Source organism: Alkalihalophilus lindianensis (assembly GCF_032843265.1).
Taxonomy (GTDB): domain Bacteria; phylum Bacillota; class Bacilli; order Bacillales; family Bacillaceae_D; genus Alkalihalophilus; species Alkalihalophilus lindianensis.
This window is the reverse complement of sequence record NZ_JAWJBA010000002.1, coordinates 665,042-685,590: the sequence shown is the minus strand read 5'-3', so window position 1 is coordinate 685,590 and position 20,549 is coordinate 665,042. Positions and strand designations below refer to the sequence as shown.

General features: G+C 39.7%; 20 protein-coding genes and 5 tRNA genes. 24 read left to right on the top strand and 1 reads right to left on the bottom strand.

Annotated elements, in window-relative coordinates; genetic code table 11:
- The first annotated feature begins 4 nt into the window (after nucleotides 1-4).
- Nucleotides 5-706 (top strand): DUF554 domain-containing protein, encoded by a 702-nt coding sequence (locus tag RYX56_RS10035; RefSeq protein WP_317121906.1) that lies wholly within the window; start codon nucleotides 5-7, stop codon nucleotides 704-706.
- 33 nt (nucleotides 707-739) lie between these two features.
- Here RYX56_RS10035 and yyaC read toward each other — a convergent pair whose 3' ends face one another.
- Nucleotides 740-1,387 carry a spore protease YyaC gene (yyaC, locus tag RYX56_RS10030; protein ID WP_317121905.1) on the bottom strand — a complete coding sequence of 216 codons (648 nt, stop codon included), beginning with the start codon at nucleotides 1,385-1,387 and terminating at the stop codon, nucleotides 740-742.
- Between the two features lie 101 nt (nucleotides 1,388-1,488).
- Here yyaC and RYX56_RS10025 point away from each other — a divergent pair, with 101 nt between their 5' ends.
- From RYX56_RS10025 to RYX56_RS09915, 23 genes are all read left to right on the top strand, one after another.
- Nucleotides 1,489-2,511 carry a YkvI family membrane protein gene (locus RYX56_RS10025; RefSeq protein WP_317121904.1) on the top strand — a complete coding sequence of 341 codons (1,023 nt, stop codon included), beginning with the start codon at nucleotides 1,489-1,491 and terminating at the stop codon, nucleotides 2,509-2,511.
- Nucleotides 2,512-2,601: 90 nt separating this feature from the next.
- The gene (locus RYX56_RS10020) at nucleotides 2,602-2,802 is read left to right on the top strand and encodes a DUF951 domain-containing protein (protein ID WP_317121903.1); all 201 of its coding nucleotides are present in this window, start codon (nucleotides 2,602-2,604) and stop codon (nucleotides 2,800-2,802) included.
- A 134-nt stretch (nucleotides 2,803-2,936) separates the two neighbouring features.
- Nucleotides 2,937-4,037, top strand: a complete 1,101-nt coding sequence (gene ychF / locus RYX56_RS10015) for a redox-regulated ATPase YchF (protein ID WP_317121902.1) — start codon at nucleotides 2,937-2,939, stop codon at nucleotides 4,035-4,037.
- 490 nt (nucleotides 4,038-4,527) lie between these two features.
- Entirely contained in the window at nucleotides 4,528-4,815 is a 288-nt protein-coding gene (gene rpsF / locus RYX56_RS10010; protein WP_317121901.1) for a 30S ribosomal protein S6, read from the top strand.
- Between the two features lie 26 nt (nucleotides 4,816-4,841).
- Complete coding sequence (ssb, locus tag RYX56_RS10005) at nucleotides 4,842-5,333, top strand: single-stranded DNA-binding protein (RefSeq protein ID WP_047972680.1); 492 nt, start codon at nucleotides 4,842-4,844, stop codon at nucleotides 5,331-5,333.
- A gap of 71 nt (nucleotides 5,334-5,404) precedes the next feature.
- The gene (gene rpsR, locus RYX56_RS10000; protein WP_047972679.1) at nucleotides 5,405-5,638 is read left to right on the top strand and encodes a 30S ribosomal protein S18; all 234 of its coding nucleotides are present in this window, start codon (nucleotides 5,405-5,407) and stop codon (nucleotides 5,636-5,638) included.
- Between the two features lie 242 nt (nucleotides 5,639-5,880).
- The gene (locus tag RYX56_RS09995; protein WP_317121900.1) at nucleotides 5,881-6,819 is read left to right on the top strand and encodes a YybS family protein; all 939 of its coding nucleotides are present in this window, start codon (nucleotides 5,881-5,883) and stop codon (nucleotides 6,817-6,819) included.
- An 11-nt stretch (nucleotides 6,820-6,830) separates the two neighbouring features.
- The gene (locus tag RYX56_RS09990; RefSeq protein ID WP_317121899.1) at nucleotides 6,831-8,795 is read left to right on the top strand and encodes a DHH family phosphoesterase; all 1,965 of its coding nucleotides are present in this window, start codon (nucleotides 6,831-6,833) and stop codon (nucleotides 8,793-8,795) included.
- A gap of 1 nt (nucleotide 8,796) precedes the next feature.
- On the top strand, nucleotides 8,797-9,243 hold the full coding sequence (gene rplI, locus RYX56_RS09985; RefSeq protein WP_317121898.1) for a 50S ribosomal protein L9: 447 nt from the start codon (nucleotides 8,797-8,799) through the stop codon (nucleotides 9,241-9,243).
- A 94-nt stretch (nucleotides 9,244-9,337) separates the two neighbouring features.
- Entirely contained in the window at nucleotides 9,338-10,702 is a 1,365-nt protein-coding gene (gene dnaB, locus RYX56_RS09980; RefSeq protein ID WP_317121897.1) for a replicative DNA helicase, read from the top strand.
- A gap of 234 nt (nucleotides 10,703-10,936) precedes the next feature.
- Nucleotides 10,937-12,223, top strand: a complete 1,287-nt coding sequence (locus RYX56_RS09975; RefSeq protein WP_317121896.1) for an adenylosuccinate synthase — start codon at nucleotides 10,937-10,939, stop codon at nucleotides 12,221-12,223.
- Between the two features lie 277 nt (nucleotides 12,224-12,500).
- Nucleotides 12,501-12,576: transfer RNA gene (locus tag RYX56_RS09970), tRNA-Lys, on the top strand.
- Between the two features lie 20 nt (nucleotides 12,577-12,596).
- Nucleotides 12,597-12,671 (top strand) — tRNA-Glu (locus tag RYX56_RS09965).
- 16 nt (nucleotides 12,672-12,687) lie between these two features.
- Nucleotides 12,688-12,764, top strand: a tRNA-Asp gene (locus tag RYX56_RS09960).
- 48 nt (nucleotides 12,765-12,812) lie between these two features.
- A tRNA-Phe gene (locus RYX56_RS09955) sits at nucleotides 12,813-12,888 on the top strand.
- Between the two features lie 6 nt (nucleotides 12,889-12,894).
- Nucleotides 12,895-12,970 (top strand) — tRNA-Thr (locus tag RYX56_RS09950).
- Nucleotides 12,971-13,324: 354 nt separating this feature from the next.
- On the top strand, nucleotides 13,325-14,035 hold the full coding sequence (yycF, locus tag RYX56_RS09945; RefSeq protein ID WP_317121895.1) for a response regulator YycF: 711 nt from the start codon (nucleotides 13,325-13,327) through the stop codon (nucleotides 14,033-14,035).
- Nucleotides 14,035-15,858 (top strand): cell wall metabolism sensor histidine kinase WalK, encoded by a 1,824-nt coding sequence (gene walK, locus RYX56_RS09940; RefSeq protein WP_047972672.1) that lies wholly within the window; start codon nucleotides 14,035-14,037, stop codon nucleotides 15,856-15,858. Before yycF ends, walK begins: the two co-directional genes overlap by 1 nt.
- Nucleotides 15,855-17,180, top strand: coding sequence for a YycH family regulatory protein (locus RYX56_RS09935; RefSeq protein ID WP_317121894.1), 1,326 nt, complete (start codon nucleotides 15,855-15,857; stop codon nucleotides 17,178-17,180). The genes walK and RYX56_RS09935 overlap by 4 nt, the downstream gene beginning before the upstream one ends.
- On the top strand, nucleotides 17,177-17,947 hold the full coding sequence (locus RYX56_RS09930) for a two-component system regulatory protein YycI (protein WP_317121893.1): 771 nt from the start codon (nucleotides 17,177-17,179) through the stop codon (nucleotides 17,945-17,947). The genes RYX56_RS09935 and RYX56_RS09930 overlap by 4 nt, the downstream gene beginning before the upstream one ends.
- A gap of 27 nt (nucleotides 17,948-17,974) precedes the next feature.
- The gene (locus tag RYX56_RS09925; protein WP_317121892.1) at nucleotides 17,975-18,769 is read left to right on the top strand and encodes an MBL fold metallo-hydrolase; all 795 of its coding nucleotides are present in this window, start codon (nucleotides 17,975-17,977) and stop codon (nucleotides 18,767-18,769) included.
- A 218-nt stretch (nucleotides 18,770-18,987) separates the two neighbouring features.
- On the top strand, nucleotides 18,988-20,202 hold the full coding sequence (locus RYX56_RS09920; RefSeq protein WP_317121891.1) for a S1C family serine protease: 1,215 nt from the start codon (nucleotides 18,988-18,990) through the stop codon (nucleotides 20,200-20,202).
- A gap of 119 nt (nucleotides 20,203-20,321) precedes the next feature.
- Nucleotides 20,322-20,480 carry a CxxH/CxxC protein gene (locus tag RYX56_RS09915; RefSeq protein ID WP_082153804.1) on the top strand — a complete coding sequence of 53 codons (159 nt, stop codon included), beginning with the start codon at nucleotides 20,322-20,324 and terminating at the stop codon, nucleotides 20,478-20,480.
- Nucleotides 20,481-20,549 lie beyond the last annotated feature (69 nt).

Genomic DNA, 20,549 nt, shown 5'->3' with positions numbered 1-20,549 from the left:
TAAGATGGTGTTAACAGGTACGATTGTAAATGGTCTCGCTATTATAGTAGCTGCGTGTATCGGGCTTTTAGTAAGAGGCATTCCTGAAAGAGTGAAGACGACTGTCATGCAAGCCATTGCCCTAGCTGTTGTGGTGTTAGGGATTGATATGGGATTGAAAAGTGAGCAATTTTTAGTTGTTATTGGCAGTTTAGTAATAGGTGGAATCATTGGGGAAAAAGTTGATCTTGAAAAGCGATTGAATCAGGTTGGTGCGTTTATTGAGAGTAAGATTGGTTCAAAAGAGGAAGGTTCTGTAGCTAAAGCATTTGTAACGACAACCCTTATCTATGTTGTCGGTGCGATGGCTGTTCTTGGGGCACTTGATAGTGGCTTAAGGGGAGATCATTCTGTTTTATATACGAAAGCAATGTTAGATGGATTCTCAGCGATCATTTTCACTTCTACGCTTGGAATAGGTGTTATATTCTCAGCTATACCAGTCGTATTATATCAAGGGAGTATTGCTATATTCGCTACGTTTATTAATGCATATGTTCCATCTGAGTTAATGGAGATGTTTATTGTTGAAATGACGGCAACTGGTGGCGTAATGATTATTGCGATTGGCTTAAATATATTAGGTGTTTTACAAATTAGAGTGGCAAATTTATTACCGAGTATTTTAGTAGTTGCTTTCTTAGTGACTGGAATTTATCTCATATAAAAGAAAGGCACCTCTTTAACGGATTCATCCGTTTTAAAGAGGTGTCTCTTTTTTTGATTTTAGAAAGATGCTGGGTTTTAAGCTGTGCAAAAGGGAAGTGGGTTTTAATCGTCTTGGAAGCTGTTGGTCAACTAAGTGAATGGCACTAGCCATGGTTTCAGCCATTTTCATAACGGTATACAGTCTCGTATTTTGTAAAACAAAGTACTCCATCATCCCACCAATATTAACAATACCGGTCATATGAATATCACCAACTGCCGGAAGTTGTTTATTTACAGCAGCACCTGGTTGAACAGGACCTGTTGCAAGTGAAATTTTACCAATGCTATTAACTCGACCTAGGCAAGCATCAATCGCCAAAATATAAGGCCTATAATGCGTTTGTTCAATTTCCTTTAAGCGATCCCGAAGATTAACGGCATGCACTGGATTTTCAAGAGTTCCATATACATGAAATCGTTGAAGATCCCTCTCCTTGAGCTTCGTTCCTGTTAGTGGACCTAAAGAATCACCCGTAGAACGATCTGTTCCGATGCAAACAATGACAAGTTCACGACGTGTGAGCTCGTTTGTGTGATTAAAAAGGCTGCGAGTTAAGGATGCTTGTGCTTCTTCCTCGTCCATGTGTACACGAATAGGTGTTAAATTATTTCCGAAAAGGCGATGGTTTGTACTCATAACATCGGCTCCTTTGCCATAGTAGTAGCAGTATACGGATATTTTTTCCTTTCTATACATATAGATTGTGAAAATTGTGAAAGAAGGAAGGAGGGTGCAGGATGTGGGTAGGTGGTTTGAAGTGGATGTTTCTGATCATTGGTACTATGATAGGAGCTGGATATGCTTCAGGGCGGGAGCTTTGGGAGTTTTTCGGGGCTGAAAGCGGACTAGCCATTTTTATATTTGCGCTATTATTTACGATTTGCACAGCCATCGTTATGAGTATTAGTCACCAAAAACGTTCAGAGCATTATTTACCCATTTTACATGTGTTAATGGGGAAGCGATTAACGAAACTATATGATTTTATGATTGTGCTCTATCTCTTTTCTACAACAGTAATTATGTTAGCTGGCGGGGGAGCTACGCTTGAGGTTATCCATTTACCTTATTGGTTAGGGATTGTCTTTATTGGTGGTTGTGTTGTTTTGTTATTCGTTTGGGATACCAAAGGGATGACATCAATGAATGCAGTCGTTATTCCCATCTTAATTATTTGCTTATTAGGTGTTCTCATTGCGTTTCAATCCTTGAAAGGCTTTCCTATTGAGTTTCGCTTGGACCAACAACATAATTGGCCAGCTGCTCTTACCTTCACATCTTTAAATATTTTACCGTTAGTCGCTGTTCTAGCAGCAGTTGGTAATGAGATCCGTCACAAAGGAGAGATTTGGGTTGCTAGCTTAGGAAGTGGGCTTATATTAGGTGGCATCTCTTTTTTATATAATGAATCTTTGTTGCAAGTTGCAGGGGATATCATGTTGTATGAAATTCCGTTATTTGCAATATTGAAGCATTACCCCTATTTTATGGTATTAATTATGTCAGCTTTATTATGGATGGCGATATACACAACCGCAGCTGCTGGTATTTTTGGGTTGATCTCTAGACTTCGAGGCTATATAAAAGGGAAGGCATGGTTAATTGCTTTATTCCTTATTGCTTTAATGGCACCGCTAACAACATTTGGATTTTCGACGTTAATAAGCATTCTTTATCCTTTATATGGAGTATTAAATTTATATGTTTTTGCAGCGATCTTGCTCTATCCCATTTTGCATCATGCTGCGAATGCAAAATAGACTAAAATGATTTTACTAGTCTCCCTCATCGCTTGATTTTGGTGTATAATACTAGCAATAAAACGGATGACTTGGATAGGGGGACCTAGGATGACCGATAAAGAATTTGCACTTGGGGATATTGTTGAAATGAAAAAACAGCATCCATGTGGTGAGAACCGCTGGAAAATCATTCGTATGGGAATGGACGTTCGGATTAAATGCTTGGGTTGTCAACATAGTGTCATGCTTCCAAGGAAAGATTTCTCTAAAAAGATGAAACGTATTTTGGAAAAGGCTCCGCTTTCTTAAAAATATAAACATAAAACAAGGTGATGATCATGATCATTACCTTGTTTTTTTATGGGTCTCTATCTATAATTGGTAGGGATATTAGAGAATATGATCACACTAGTGAATCTGAATATAAAAGGAAGTGAGCCATTATGGCATTAACAACTGGCATTGTTGGATTACCGAACGTAGGAAAATCAACACTTTTTAATGCGATTACACAAGCAGGAGCAGAATCTGCAAACTATCCATTCTGTACCATTGATCCGAACGTAGGGATTGTAGAAGTACCTGATCACCGTCTTCAAAAATTAACAGAACTTGTAGACCCTAAAAAAACAATCCCAACGGCTTTTGAATTTACTGATATTGCGGGAATTGTAGAAGGTGCAAGTAAAGGTGAAGGGCTAGGAAACAAGTTCTTATCTCATATTCGCCAAGTAGATGCGATTTCACATGTAGTTCGTTGCTTCAGCGATGATAACATTACTCATGTATCAGGTAGTGTTAATCCATTAAATGATATCCAAGTCATTAATCTTGAGTTAATCTTAGCTGATTTTGAATCAGTAGAAAAGCGAATTACTCGAGTGGCTAAGCTTGCTAAAACAAAAGATAAAGAAGCTGTAGCTGAACTTGAAGTACTAGAGCTTTTACGTGATGCGTTTGAAGAAGAAAAGCCTGCAAGAAGCATTGAATTTACTGAAGACCAAGATAATATCGTTAAGCAACTTCACCTTCTAACTAGTAAGCCAGTACTTTATGTGGCAAATGTAAGTGAAGAAGATTTATTATCACCAGAGGATAATGATTATGTGAAGCAAGTAAAAGAGTTTGCAGCTGGTGAAAATAGTGAAGTGATCGTTGTATGTGCGAAAATTGAGTCTGAAATCTCCGAGCTTGATGGTGATGAGAAGCAAATGTTCCTAGAAGAGCTCGGCATCGAAGAATCTGGCCTTGATCAATTAATTCGTGCAGCTTACAATTTACTTGGTCTTGAAACCTATTTTACAGCAGGTGTTCAAGAAGTTCGTGCATGGACGTATCGTAAAGGGACAAAAGCTCCTCAAGCAGCAGGAATCATTCATACTGACTTTGAGCGTGGATTCATTCGTGCTGAAGTGGTTTCTTATGAGGATTTAGTTGATGCCGAGTCAATGGCAGTTGCGAAAGAAAGAGGAAAAGTTCGTCTTGAAGGGAAAGAATATATAGTACAAGACGGGGATGTTGTCCACTTCCGCTTTAATGTTTAATTCTATTTCCTAGATAATTAGATGGTAGGCTGGGATAGTAAGAAAGTATTTTAAAGTGAGAAACGAACAATCCGTTCTTATAATAGTTGTTGATTTCCGCTGCAATCAACGGAGCGTGAAGAAAGCAAAGTATTTCTGTATAAAAAAGAGGACTCTCCATTTCAAAAATGACTGAGTCCTCTTTTTTATTTCAAGATTCATAAATATCTTTAAATGAGAATGTTAATATAGAAAATGCTGAAAAACGAACAATGTGCTAATTTAGCGAAGTATAGTTCAGGAGGGGTGTATATTCACCCGTACCCGCGACCTTCTTGTTCATTTTATGATTGTTAAAACACACTTCCCACTCTCTTTTCTATTGAGATGATGCTTGCACACTATGATTCATTCTGATATAATCTACTAATGCGAGTGAAATGACTCATTAGATGAGTTTTGCTCCTTGCTCCACTTATGGAGCCGTTTAGACCAAAAGGAGGTGACCGGAATGCGTAAGTACGAAATCATGTACATCATCGCTCCAAACCTAGAAGAAGCAGCTAACAAAGAGATCATCGAACGTTTTAACGGTGTTCTAACAACGAATGGTGCTGAAATCGAAAAGGTTGAGGAGATGGGTAAGCGTCGTCTAGCATACGAAATCAACGATTATCGTGAAGGTTTCTATGTTTTACTAAGCGTACAAGCTAACTCAGAAGCGATTGCAGAATTTAACCGTCTTATCAAGATTAACGACAACGTTATTCGTGTCCTAATCACAAAAGACGAAGAATAATTTATGAAAAAGTGGGAGGGGTACGGATGCTAAACCGTGTCGTACTAGTTGGGCGTTTAACTAAAGATCCAGAGCTACGCTACACACCGAGTGGAGTAGCAGTAGCGAACTTTACGCTCGCAGTAAATCGTGCATTTTCAAACCAGCAAGGAGAGCGTGAAGCAGACTTCATTAACTGTGTCGTTTGGCGTAAACCTGCTGAAAATGTTGCGAATTACCTTAAAAAAGGTAGCTTAGCGGGTGTAGACGGCCGAATCCAAACTAGAAGCTATGACAACAATGAAGGACGTCGTGTCTTTATCACAGAAGTTGTGGCTGAAAGTGTGCAATTCCTAGAACCAAAAGGATCAAACCAAGGGCAAGGGAATGCATTTCCTTCTGGCGGATCACCAACTGGTGGTAACGATTATAGCAGACAGAATCAACAGCCCAATCGTCAATCTGGTGGATTTAATGATGATCCATTTGCCAATGATGGCAAGCCAATTGACATTTCGGATGATGATCTACCGTTTTAATGCCTCTTCTGCTTATACAACGAAATGCGTGTATTACCATAAACCATTTTTATTGAAAGGAGTGCTGTCCTATGGCTCGTCGTGGTCGTCCAAAGCGTCGTAAGGTTTGTTTCTTCACTGTAAACAAAATTACGAAAATCGATTACAAAGATACGGATCTTCTAAAGCGTTTCATCTCTGAGCGTGGAAAAATTCTTCCTCGCCGTGTAACTGGAACGTCTGCTAAGTATCAACGTCAACTTACAACAGCAATCAAGCGTTCTCGTCAAATCGCATTATTGCCGTATGTAAATGATGTTAACTAATAGCATATAATAAAGCATGGTAGAGCTTCTACCATGCTTTTTATTTTAATAAAGCATCGAGATTAATTGGTTCTCCTTGATATTTTACGTCCTTATGCTCTTTTTAGGTGTTAGTAAGCCAAGGAAGCTTTAATTTTAATCATAATTACGCTAAAATAGACAAGGATATGAGAAACTGTCAAAAACCTCTTTCGTGTAAAGAGGCTTTCGGAATTGTACTGAAAGTTAAATGAGGTGAATGTGTGAAACAAACAAGAACGCTCACAGAAGGGGCTATACTTGCTGCTCTTTTTGTCAGTTTATTAGCCATAACGCTGTATGTCCCGTTCGCTGCCTCTATAACCATGTGGGCACTGCCACTGCCATTTATCCTTTTTGTTGTGAGAAGAGGATTAAAGCCAGGATTGATGCTACTCGTTGTAGCGATATTGCTCTCATTTATGATTGCAGGTTTACTAGGGCTTCCTGGGGCATTATTCTTTGGGGCGGCGGGCCTCGTTATTGGTGAATTGTACCGTAGAAAGCTAGCACCCTTTAATGTATTAATTGGTGGAAGCTTAATTTATATGCTTAACATGTTACTCGTGTATGTGGGGTTAACATTGTTTATGGATGAGAATCCAATTCAGTTTATGTCGGCTCTGTTACGTGAACAAATCCAACTAGCTGAAGCCACATTAATTGGGATGGGACAAGATCCAGCAGATTCTTTAGCCCCAATGTATGAAATGACTGAGAGGATTGTGCATCTGGTTCCTATTATGATTATTATGAGTGGTATTGGACTGGCTATATTAACGGTTTTACTTGCCACTGTTATTTTACGCAGACTCGGGAACAAGGTTGAGAAATTCCCACCATTTAGAGATTGGCAATTTCCAAAGTCTTTCTTGTGGTATTACTTAATTGTGATGATTCTCTTACTTGTCGGACAAGAAGAAGGCTCTACAATGTATATTATTGTATGGAACCTCCTGCCGCTGCTTGAAATTGTCATGATGGTTCAAGGTTTTGCGTTTATATTTTATTATTGTTACCATAAAAAAGTTAACCGAGCACTTCCGATTATTATTGTTATTGTGACATTGATTGTTAACCCTTTGACACAGATCATTCGAATTATAGGGATTATTGATTTAGGCTTTGATTTACGTAAACGAATCAAAAGCGAGAAGAAATAGGAGCTGACACTATGCCGAAGTTCTTAATGAAGCGGTGGCATGGCTACCACGTAATCGCTCTTTTTGCTGTGGCAGTGATTTTTAGTAGTGTATTAATGATCTATCACTGGCAAATGGGCGTCATTGGTTTATTCATATTAGGTGTGCTGGCCATCTACACGTCCCAGGCGCGATTTGCGTTTGAACGTGACTTAGAAGCATATATCCAAACGCTGTCCTACCGTGTAAATAAGGCGGGGGAAGAGGCAGTCATGAAGATGCCTGTTGGTATTCTCCTTTATAATGATGAAAAAATGATCCAATGGGTTAATCCTTTTGTGAGTCAACATATTGCAAATGACTTAATTGATAAACATTTAGAGGACCTGCATGATGCCCTTGCTCCAATGATTGAAGATCAAGTGGAAACGAATGTCATTACAGTGGGTTCAAGGTCTTATCACGTTACTTTTGAACCAACAGAACGTCTCATTTACTTTCTTGATGTGACTGAAAAAGCAGAGACTCAAGAGTTATATGAAGACACGAAAACGGTTGTTTCTCTCATTTATCTAGATAATTATGATGAAGTGACTCAAGGAATGGAAGATCAAGTTAGAAGTCGCTTAATGAGCCAAGTAACGTCTTCTTTAAATAAGTGGGCAAATGATAATGATATTTTATTGCGTAGAACAGCGTCTGACCGTTTTGTCGCGATTATGAACTATAAATCATTAAAACAAATAGAAGAAATTCGTTTTGATGTCCTAGATGAAATTAGAACATTAACGGGTAAAGAAAAAGTACCAATTACATTAAGTATTGGGGTTGGTACAGGTGAGACGTCTTTACGTGAACTAGGTAAGCTTGCACAGTCAAGTTTAGACTTAGCACTCGGTCGTGGTGGCGATCAAGTAGCGATCAAGCAAAAGAATGGAAAAGTACGTTTTTATGGCGGAAAATCCAATGCGATGGAAAAACGTACACGAGTTAGAGCAAGAGTTATTTCTCATGCTTTACGTGATTTCGTTCTTGAAAGTGACCGTGTCATTATTATGGGACATAAAAACCCCGATATGGATTCAATTGGAGCAGCTATTGGCGTGTTGAAAATTGCTGAAGTGAATGGGAAAGAGGGCTTTATTGTCCTTGACCCTAATGACATTAACCATGATGTTCAAAAGTTAATGGAAGAAGTCGAAAGTCACGAAGATCTATGGTCGCAATTTGTCACACCTGATGAAGTTCTTGACTATGTGACCGATCAAACATTATTAGTCGTCGTCGATACCCATAAGCCATCTCTTGTAATGGAGCCAAAATTGTTGCCAAGGGTCGATCGTATTATTGTGCTTGATCATCACAGACGTGGAGAAGAGTTTATAGATGATCCTGTTTTGGTGTATATGGAGCCGTATGCCTCATCTACAGCAGAATTGGTCACAGAGCTTCTTGAGTATCAACCAAAGCAGCTTAAAATGGATAGGCTTGAAGCAACGTCACTATTAGCAGGGATTATTGTCGATACAAAAAGCTTTGCTGTTCGTACAGGGGCAAGAACCTTTGATGCCGCCTCGTTCCTACGTTCAAACGGTGCGGATACGACATTGGTTCAAAAGCTATTAAAAGAAGACATGGACCAATACGTCAAACGTGCTAAGCTAATAGAGAGAGCTGATATGTACCGAGATGGTATGACGATTGCAATGGCAGATGAAGAAGAAAGCTTAAGCCAAATTGTGATTGCCCAAGCAGCTGATACACTTTTAACGATGAAAGATGTAGCCGCATCCTTTGTGATCTCCAAAAGAAAGGATGATGTTGTAAGCATTAGTGCACGATCACTAGGAGATGTAAATGTCCAAGTGATTATGGAACGCCTAGATGGTGGCGGACACTTATCAAATGCAGCGACTCAGCTACAAGGAGTTACACTTGATGAAGCAAGAGAGAGACTTGAAAAAGCGATTGATGAGAGTTTAGAAGGGGGACAATAAGATGAAAGTTATTTTCTTAGAAGATGTTAAAGGAAAAGGGAAAAAAGGTGAATTAAAGAACGTATCTGAAGGATATGCTCGTAACTACTTATTACCTAATAATTTAGCGGTTGAAGCAACAAAAGGAAATGTAGCCAATCTTAATGCCCAAAAGAACAGCGAACAGAAAAAAGCAGCAGAAGAGCTTGAGAAGGCAAATAAATACAAAGAAGAGCTAGAAGCCTTAACTGTAGAAATTAAAGCAAAATCTGGTGAGGGTGGGCGTTTATTCGGTGCTATTTCAACAAAACAAATAGCGGAAACACTTTCCGGTATGAAAATGAAGGTAGATAAGCGTAAAATAATGCTTAACGACCCGATTCGCTCACTGGGGTATACAAATGTCCCAATTAAAATTCATCCAGAAGTAGTTGCGACGGTTAAAGTACATGTCGTAGAAGGCGAATAACGAATAAGTGGTCTGATCTCACTAGGTGCCAAGAATATCTTGCAATCCCTAGCAAGATCAGACTTTTTCATTTTTACAGAAAGGAAGTAATGCAATGAGTGATTTATTTGCTGATCGAACCCCACCGCAAAATATTGAAGCAGAACAAGCAGTATTAGGAGCGATCTTCTTGGCTGATGTAGCACTTGTCACCGCATCAGAGCGTCTCTTGCCGGATGACTTTTACCGAGCTGCTCATCAACGCGTATATGAAGTCATGCTCGATCTTGCTGAAAAAGGTGAACCGGTTGATTTAGTTACAGTAACATCCGAACTACAAGATCGTAAGTGGCTCGATGACATCGGCGGTATTGGCTATTTAAGTGATTTAGCAAATGCCGTTCCGACCGCAGCCAATGTTGAATACTATAGCCGCATTGTTGAGGAAAAATCTGTTTTACGTCGTCTGATTCGAGTCGCTACGAATATTGCAGCTGATGGCTATACGAGTGAAGATGAAGTAGATGCAATCTTAGATGATGCGGAGAAGACCATTTTAGATGTGGCACAGCGTAAAAATACGAGTGCTTTTATTTCGATAAAAGATGTCCTTGTTGAGACATATGATCAAATTGAGCTGCTTCAAAATCAAAAAGGTGATATTACAGGTATTCCAACAGGCTTCATTGAACTTGATAATATGACGGCCGGCTTCCAGCGAAATGATTTAATTATTGTAGCAGCTCGCCCTTCAGTAGGTAAGACGGCTTTTGCCTTGAATATTGCTCAAAATGTCGCCACTAAAACGAGTGAAAATGTCGCGATTTTTAGTCTCGAGATGGGGGCAAGCCAACTTGTCCAACGTATGCTTTGTGCTGAAGGGAATATTGATGCACAACGAATGCGTACAGGTGCTCTTACCTCTGAGGATTGGCAAAAGCTGACGATGGCAATGGGGAGCCTTGCTAAAGCGGGAATTTATATTGATGATACCCCCGGCGTGAAAGTAAATGATATTCGTGCTAAATGCAGACGTCTTAAGCAAGAGCAAGGACTCGGCATGATCATGATTGATTACTTGCAGTTAATTCAAGGGAATGGACGTAGTGGTGAGAATCGTCAACAGGAAGTCTCTGAGATCTCTCGTACGCTAAAAGCGATCGCACGTGAGCTGGAAGTACCCGTCATCGCCCTTTCACAGCTTTCTCGTGGAGTCGAATCTCGTCAAGATAAGCGTCCAATGATGTCTGATATTCGTGAGTCGGGAAGTATTGAGCAGGATGCTGATATCGTCGCCTTCTTGTACCGTGATGATTATTATGACAAGGAATCAGAAAATCAAAATATTATTGAAATTATTATTGCGAAGCAACGTAATGGTCCAGTTGGTACCGTGGAGCTAGCATTTGTTAAAGAATATAATAAATTTGTCAATTTAGACCGACGGCATGATGAACGTGATATGCCCCCTGGTGCTTAAATATAAGCCTGCCTCTCTATTAGGAGTGCAGGTTTTTTAACGTATAGTTTAGTGAATGTAGCGTTACTCTAATGACATATCACTTTGATTAAAAGCAAAAAGATTCATACGAACGAACTTGTGTACATTCTATTAAATGTTCGGGTTTTATTGACGATTTTCTGGTATGTTGGTATACTTGTCAATGGATTTTGAAATTTCTCGGTTTAAACGTCCGAGACGGAGGTGCAACATATGTCATCAGTAGTTGTAGTAGGTACACAATGGGGCGATGAAGGTAAAGGGAAGATTACAGACTATCTTTCTGAAAAAGCTGAGGTTGTCGCTCGTTACCAAGGTGGAAACAATGCAGGACATACAATTGTTTTCGGCGGAAAGAAGTACAAACTTCACTTAATTCCGTCTGGGATTTTTTATAAAGATAAAGACTGTGTAATCGGAAACGGTATGGTTATTGATCCGAAAGCATTGGTAGAAGAATTAGCTTATTTACACGAGCGTAATGTAGATACAAGTAACTTACGTATTAGTAACCGTGCGCATGTTATTCTTCCTTATCACTTGAAACTTGATATTGTAGAAGAAGAACGTAAGGGTGCAAATAAAATTGGTACGACGAAAAAAGGAATCGGTCCTGCCTACATGGACAAGGCAGCTCGCATTGGAATTCGTATGGCTGACCTCCTAGATCGTGAAGTGTTTGAAGAGAAGCTAGAGCGTAACTTAGCTGAAAAAAATCGTATGTTTGAAAAATATTATGAAGTTGAAGGATTTACTAAGGAAGAAATCCTTGATGAGTACTACGAATATGGTCAACAAGTAGCGAAGTATGTGTGTGATACTTCAGTGGTTTTAAATGATGCACTTGATGAAGGACGTCGTGTATTATTTGAAGGTGCGCAAGGGGTTATGCTTGACCTTGACCAAGGAACATACCCATTCGTTACGTCTTCGAATCCAATTGCAGGTGGAGTGACTATCGGTTCTGGTGTAGGTCCTTCTAAAATTAATCATGTAGTAGGTGTGTCTAAAGCATACACGACTCGTGTAGGTGATGGCCCATTCCCAACTGAGCTACATGATGAAATTGGAAATAACATTCGTGAAGTAGGAAATGAATACGGAACAACAACTGGCCGTCCACGTCGTGTTGGTTGGTTTGATAGTGTAGTGGTACGTCATGCTCGCCGTGTAAGCGGTATTACAGACCTATCTTTAAACTCAATTGATGTATTAACAGGAATTGAGAAGTTGAAGATTTGTACAGCTTATAAATACCGTGGCGAAGTTATTGAAGAGTTCCCAGCAAGCCTTAAAGTTCTAGCTGAGTGTGAGCCTGTTTATGAAGAGCTTCCTGGCTGGAATGAAGATATCACTGGAGTTAAATCTTTAGATGAACTTCCTGTAAATGCGCGTCATTATATTGAGCGTGTATCGCAATTAACAGGCATCCCATTAACTGTATTCTCAGTTGGACCAGACCGTAACCAAACTAATCTTGTTCGTGGTGTGTTTGCATAATCGTTTAGTAGTAAAGCCATCTAAGCTAGCTTAGATGGCTTTAACTCTTAAAAAGTTTGAGGTTAACACTATTATAAAAAGCAAAAATAGAGCTTGCGCAATTCCTCAAAATTCGCTATTCTTTAATGAGTGCCTTAGACATATAAAACCTTTTTAAAAAAAGTTTTGAAAAAGTGTTGCAAGGCTTTCTGAATCATGGTATTATAATTCTTGTCGCTGAGAGTTGCAGCGAACGATGACAAGCTTTACTACTTAAAGTGAGCGTCATTATCACTAAGAGCCATTAGCTCAGTTGGTAGAGCATCTGACTTTTAATCAGAGGGTCGAAGGTTCGAGTCCTTCATGGCTCACCATTTTAAACCCAGTTTAGAATGGCCCGTTGGTCAAGCGGTTAAGACACCGCCCTTTCACGGCGGTAACACGGGTTCGAATCCCGTACGGGTCACCATTACATATTTACAATTGGTCCGGTAGTTCAGTTGGTTAGAATGCCTGCCTGTCACGCAGGAGGTCGCGGGTTCGAGTCCCGTCCGGACCGCCATTTTACTTTCATTCTTTCATGTGATAAGATGGTACAAGTGTTAAGTAAGGCTTGGTAGCTCAGTCGGTAGAGCAATGGACTGAAAATCCATGTGTCGGCGGTTCGATTCCGTCCCAAGCCACCATTTTTTGCCGGTCTAGCTCAATTGGTAGAGCAACTGACTTGTAATCAGTAGGTTGGGGGTTCAAGTCCTCTGGCCGGCACCACTTTTATTATAATCGTGCATAGGCACGCTTTTTTTATTTTCGTCTCTGTTTATTGCAGAGGCGATTTTTTGTTATATAGAAAAAAAGAGGACATTCAATCGTTAATCGGGCGAAAGCGGGCGAAACGTCACCTCCTAAACAGTCGCCTCAGCTTTTCTATTGTCTAGCTCCGGCTCCTAGGTGCTTATGTGTTTCAATCGATCAAATGAAATCAAAAAACGATTTCATATTGCTCGCCCTCCAACCCAAGCGCACCTAAACAGTCGCCTCAGCTTTTCTTTTTCCCTACGTCTTTGGGCTTCTTATGTTAGAATGTGGATAGAAACTTTTAAGTTGGAATGGAGCGATTTTTGAATGGATAAACGTATTCTCGTAGTAGATGATGAAAAGCCAATCGCTGATATATTAAAATTTAATTTAGAAAAAGAGGGTTTTAAAGTTTTTTGTGCGTACGATGGCTTAGAAGCTATTGAACAAGTAAAAAAAGAAGAGCCTGATCTAATTTTACTAGATATTATGTTACCTCATAAAGATGGAATGGAAGTCTGCCGTGAAGTACGAAAAACATATGATGTTCCGATCATTATGTTAACGGCGAAAGATTCCGAGATTGATAAAGTGTTAGGCCTAGAGCTCGGGGCAGATGATTATGTAACCAAACCATTTAGCACAAGAGAGTTATTAGCACGCGTGAAAGCAAATTTACGTCGTCGTAAAGCTGGTGCAGAAGAAACATCTACTCACAAAGAGTTGACTGTAGGTGACTTAACGATCTATCCAGACGCCTACCAAGTGAAGCGTCGCGGTGAAACGATTGAACTCACTCATAGAGAATTTGAATTGATTCATTATCTTGCAAAGCATCTGGGCCAAGTTATGACACGTGAACACTTGCTGCAAGCTGTATGGGGATATGATTATTTTGGAGATGTGAGAACGGTTGATGTAACAGTTCGTAGACTTCGTGAAAAAGTAGAAGATAATCCAAGCTACCCTAATTGGATCATTACTAGACGTGGTGTAGGCTATTACCTATCATCACCAGAAGAGCTGGAGCAAGGTTAATGGATCGAAAGGTTGGGTTTTTTAAGTCAATACAATTTAAATTAATCATCATTTATGTGTTGCTTATTTTTATGGCGATGCAGATCATTGGCGTTTATTTTACAGGAAAGCTTGAAGAACAGCTTGTTTTTAATCATGATCAGATGCTAAATGAACGTGCAAACTTGCTAGGATACAATGTTGCCCAGGAAATGATGGAGCCTCGTGAAGATCGAAGTACGTTATATAGTGATATAAATGCTCTCTTAAGAGAGACATTTACGATTGAAAATGCTGAAGTTCAAGTCATTGATAGCAATAGTGAGATCCTGAGCACATCTAATTTTTCAAACCGGCATATCGTCGGTCAGCAGACGACGAAATTTAGAGTGAAGCGGGCTTTACTAGGGGCACGGGATGCTGCGATCTTACGCGATGAACAAACGGGGGATCGTGTTCAAGTTTTAGCTGTGCCCATTAAGGACCAAGAAAATAATACTCTAGGTGCGATTTACATTGAGTCCTCAATGGAAGATATTTATGATCAGATGCAGCAGATTAATAGTATTTTACTTAGTGGCACCGTGATTGCACTCTTAATTACCGCTGTACTTGTTATTTTGTTAGCAAGAACGATTACAGCCCCAATTATGGACATGCGTAAGCAAGCTCTTAGAATGGGGCAGGGTGACTTCTCTAGGCAGGTTACTGTCTATAGTACCGATGAGATCGGTCAATTAGCTTTTTCATTTAATGAATTAACGTATAAGCTTCAAGATGCCACAGCTACTCGTGCTCGTGAGCAGAAAAAATTGAGCTCTGTTTTAGCCCATATGACGGATGGTGTAATTGCCACTGATCAAAATGGTCAAATTATCTTAATGAATAAACGAGCAGAAGAATTACTCGGTGTGCAAAGCTATGAAGTTATAAAACGGTTATTACCAGATGTACTGAGGTTACCTGAGTCTTATGAGCTAGAAGATTTATTTGAGCAAACAGAATCAATCTTACTAGATTTCAGCGATGATGATCAAGAGTTTCTAATCGAAGCCAATTTCTCTGTCATTCAAGAAGAGGATGGTCCTATAAATGGACTGATTACAGTCTTGCATGATGTAACCGAGCAAGAAAAAATTGAGCAAGATCGTCGTGAATTTGTAGCGAATGTATCACATGAGCTCAGAACACCACTGACAACGATGAAAAGTTACTTAGAGGCGTTAGAGGACGGAGCACTTGAGGACCCTGAATTAGCACCACGATTTATTGGCGTTACTCAAAATGAGACTGAGCGGATGATTCGTTTAGTTAATGACCTCTTACAGCTCTCTAAAATCGATAGTCACGATTATCGTTTAACGATGACCTGGGTTGATTTTGGTCAGTTCTTACACGAGGTGATTGATCGCTTTGAAATGGTCGCTCAAGGGCGAAATATTCACTTTACGCGCCATATTTCCGGACATCCAACCTATGTTGAGGTGGATAAAGATAAATTAACACAAGTCATTGATAACATTATTTCAAATGCCATGAAATATTCTCCTGAAGGTGGAAACGTCACAACAACTCTCCTTCATCAAGGGCACAATGTGCGGGTCAGTATTTCTGATGAAGGAATGGGAATCCCGCGTGAAAACCAAGCTAAAATATTTGATCGTTTTTACCGAGTCGATAAAGCCCGTGCTAGAAGCATTGGCGGAACTGGACTTGGTCTTGCGATTGCAAAAGAATTGGTCCATGCTCATGGTGGCGAGATTTGGGTAAGTAGTGAATATGGTTCTGGTACAACGATTTACTTTACATTGCCTTACTCTACGTTTAAGGGGGGAGAGGCATGAACTACGAACACGTCAAAACAGGATTATTAATAGGCTTAGTTGGGTTAAGTATTGTCCTGACTTGGCAATTGTGGACGTTTCAGCCTGATATCAACTTCTTAGGTGAGTCGGAGGAATCTGAACGTACACCCCTAAATAATCAAGAAGTGAAAATGAGCGATGTGATAAAACCAGAACAATTGATTACACATATAGATGGCCAAACCTCGATGATCCCGAAATCAACAGAAGAGTTTGAAGCGTTCTATGAAATGCTTCTTGAAGTCGATTTGATAGAAGGGGACATGCTTGCTACAGGGCCCTTTCCGAAGCAGAATGTGAGTGCAGGAATAGAAGTCGTTTTCCCTGCTGCGATTCCAACAGACATCCTTCTTGCGATGTTTGAAGTAGATCGTGATGTCTTCAACCTCCCTTCATCTGAAGTTGATCGACTCTACTTATATAGGGATTCAAGTGAAAATGATATTGCGATGCAATTGTTATTTGCAGAAGATTCTAGAGTGATTGAAGTAGAGACGACCTTATCAGTCGATCAGTTTGAAGAAATGCTGCAAGGGGAGAAAATACCTGTAACAGCTGTTCATTCAGGAACGAACTCCTCTCAACTTCATCAGCATGTATATGTACCAACTGAACCGATAGAAGCGAGACAGATGACATATACAACAAGTCCTATTGATGTGAATTATTTTATTAATGAGCTGTTTAATGAGCCGAATTCGGTTCGGGCTAATTATGCAGATCTAGTAGAATCATATACAGATGGTAATCGGATCATCCAATTACGAAATGATGGGGAATTTATGGATTATAATAATCCTCTCTTCTCAGAAAACCAAGACCGTAGTAGTCGTCATATTGTCCAAAATAGTTATGACTTTATTAATGGTCATGGTGGATGGTCTGATCCTTATACTCTTTCAAGCTGGTCGGCAGCTGATGTTCGTGAGGAAGCTGAATACTTGCTACATGTTGATGGCGTTCCAGTTATTAGTTATGAGGGACAGAGTATCATGAGGTTAAAGGTTAGCAGAATCGGAACTCAGATTGTTAGCTATGAACGTCCTCTTTTTGACCTGGATAATCAACCGGTTAATGCGATTCAACGAGTAGAGCTCCCTTCTGGTGAGGCTGTGCTAGAACGATTAGAGGAACAAGAGTTTTTTGATGAGACTAAACTTGAAAAAGTAATGGTTGGTTATGAAATGAATAAACAAAATGTGTCCTTAGTGACACTTGAACCATACTGGTATGTACTTTATGATAATCAATGGCAAAAAGTTAAATTTGATCAAGAAGCAAACGGGGAGGAGATTCAATGAATTGGAATCGCACAAAAACCATATTCATTATCACCTTCCTCTTCCTAAATATCTTTTTAACCTGGCAATTAATCGATAAAAATAATTCGAATCAAATGAACATGATTGCTCAAGCAACCATTCAAGAAGTGTTGCGAGATAACAATGTTCGAATTGATGTTGAATTACCTGAGGAGACGATCTCTGCTGGGCATGTACTGGGGAAAACCGTTCCTTTTAGTGAAAGACAGATGAGCGCTCTTAGTAACCAAGAAGCAGAATTAGTTGATGGAACGACGATTATATCGACGTTAGATGAGCCTGTGCCACTAAGAGAAGGACAGTTTTCTCAAGATTTATCTCAATTTCTAAATAGTTATGTCACAAACGGTAATGAGTATCGTTTTGGTCGATTTGATACAGAAGAGAGACAAGTTCTGTTGCAACAAACGTATGAAGAAAAAACTGCCCATGCTTTTGAGGCAGAACCGCTTTTATTACAATTGAATGAGGACGGCGAAATTGTTGGATACCAACAAAGCTACTATGAGTTTGAGCCAACAGGTAGGGAGCGTGAAGTATTATCAAGCATCAAAGCGATTGAAGTATTGTTGAATGCTCAATACATCGGTGTTAATAATACGGTCACACATGTTGAGTTTGGATACTACAGCTTCTACAGCCCCCAAGGTGGAGCTCAAGTATTTGCTCCGATGTGGAGAGTGACGGTAGAAGGTGAAACCTACCTTGTACATGCCATCAACCCTGAAATTCAGCAATTGTCTTAAGCAGGAATAAACAGGAGTGAACCTACGATGACGTTACGTTTTAGTGTGCTTGCTAGTGGAAGTACCGGGAATGCAATTTATGTGGAAACCGATGAGAAGAGATTACTAATCGACGCTGGACTGAGCGGGAAGAAAATGGATGAACTCTTCAAGGAAATCGGACGAAACCCAAAAGAGCTAGACGGTATTTTAGTTAGCCATGAGCACAGCGATCATATAAAAGGAGTCGGGATTTTTGCAAGAAAGCATAAGTTACCGATCTATGCGAATGAAAAAACGTGGCTGGCGATGGAGAGTAACTTAGGAGCGATCCCGATTGACCAAAAATTCACTTTTGCCACAGAGGAAGTGAAATCGTTTGGCCATTTGGATGTCGAGTCCTTCGGGGTCTCTCATGATGCAGCTGAGCCAATGTTTTATTGCTTTCATCACGAAGGGAAAAAGCTAGTATTAGCAACGGATATGGGCTATGTTAGTGAGCGAATTAAAGGAACCATTAAGGGTGCAGATATGTATATTTTTGAGTCCAACCATGACTTGAATATGTTGCAGATGGGGCGCTACCCTTGGAATGTAAAAAGACGGATCTTAAGTGATGTCGGTCACGTTTCAAACGAAGATGCTGCTCTTGCACTTTCTGATGTGATTACAGATAACACAAGCCGTATTTATCTAGCTCATTTAAGCTTAGATAATAATATGAAAGACTTAGCCCGCCTTACAGTGGAGCAAGTCTTAAAAGAGCAAGGAATGGCTGTAGGAGAACAATTCGATCTATATGATACAGATCCCCTAAAGCCCACACCACTTGCTATTATTTAAAAGTCCTCGTTTGAGGACTTTTTATTTGAACTTTTGATTATCTAACACGGTTGTTGGTAATTCTGTAAACAGTATAAAAAATAATCAAAAGTGATGCACTCTAGTAGATTTCTCCTAAATATTAAGTATAATAAATTCAAAATCATCCCTTTAAAGGATGAAACATATCTAGAGATGTAGAACGTTGATTTTATCTTATTAGAGGATGGTGTGGGGTTATGGGCTATTATGATGAGCATGATTCAGAACGTGAAACAAGACAAAAGCGTTCGAAGCGAGGTGGAGCCCTTTCTGCATTTATTGGTGCGGTCATTGGTGGTCTAGTTGTATTATTTTCCGTTCCACTCTTATCAAATTTTGGGATGCTTCCTTACGATTTAGGATCGAATGAGGAAGAGAGCCTCATACAAACCGAGACACCAGAAGATGTACAAACGGTTAGTTATTCCGTTAATTCTGATGTAACACAAGCAGTTGATAAAGTGTCAGATGCAGTTGTTGGTGTGATTAATATTCAACAGTCTAGTCCTTTACAAGAACAAAGTGGCGATGAGGGTACAGGATCGGGTGTCATTTATAAAGTTGCTGGTGATAAAGCCTTTGTCGTAACGAATCATCATGTCATTGAACGAGCAAATGGGATTGAAATTAGTTTAGCAGATGGCACACGTGTCCCGGCAGAATTGTTAGGATCCGATGTCATAACAGACTTAGCTGTTCTAGAAGTGGATAGCAGTGAAATCGAAACGGTTGCTGAATTTGGAAACTCAGATTCTCTTCGCGTAGGTGAACCAGCGATTGCAATTGGAAATCCTTTAGGACTAAGATTTTCAAGCTCTGTTACCCAAGGAATTATTAGTGCAACGGAAAGAAGCATTCCAGTTGATTTAACAGGAAATGGTCAAATTGATTGGCATGCAGAAGTTCTCCAAACAGATGCAGCCATCAACCCTGGTAATAGTGGTGGAGCATTATTAAATATAGAGGGACAAGTGATTGGAATTAATTCAATGAAAATTGCTCAAAGCTCAGTAGAAGGTATCGGATTTGCGATTCCAACAAGTGTGGCGCTGCCGATTATTGAAGACTTAGAGCGCTATGGCGAAGTGAAACGGCCACAACTAGGAGTAGGAATTCAATCTTTAAATGAAATTCCAAGTTATCATTGGCAAGAAACGTTGAATTTACCGAGTGATGTCAGAGCTGGTGTTATGGTTTCAAGTGTGGCGCCGATGTCAGCAGCAGAACGAGCTGGCCTTGAGCAATATGATGTGATCGTTAAAATTGATGGAGAAGACATTGCAGACGGTCATGATTTAAGAAGATTTCTATATACGGAAAAGCAAGTTGGAGACGAAGTAGAAGTGAGCTATTATCGAAACGGTACGCTCGAAACTGTCACGATTCAGTTAGCCGAACAACAAAGCTTTTAAAATAAATCAAAAAGCAGAGTTATCCACATAACTCTGCTTTTTTCTGTTTTAAGAGTTGCCCACAGCTAAACAAAGGGTATGCTATAATAAAATGCGTGAAAACGAAAGGACGGTTTTTTATGGAATTTGCATGTGAGGAACATATTGAATTAGCAATGGATATCGTTGTAGATGAATACGAGACAGCACCAATTATTGAAAAAGTAAGGGAAGAAGAACAATTATCCACAACATGTAGCTATTGTGAAAAGTCTGCCGTTTACTCAATTGCGAAATAATCAGTTACTAACAATGTTGATATGTGGATAACTTCTGTGGATAAATAAAAATGAATGAGGGAATACACG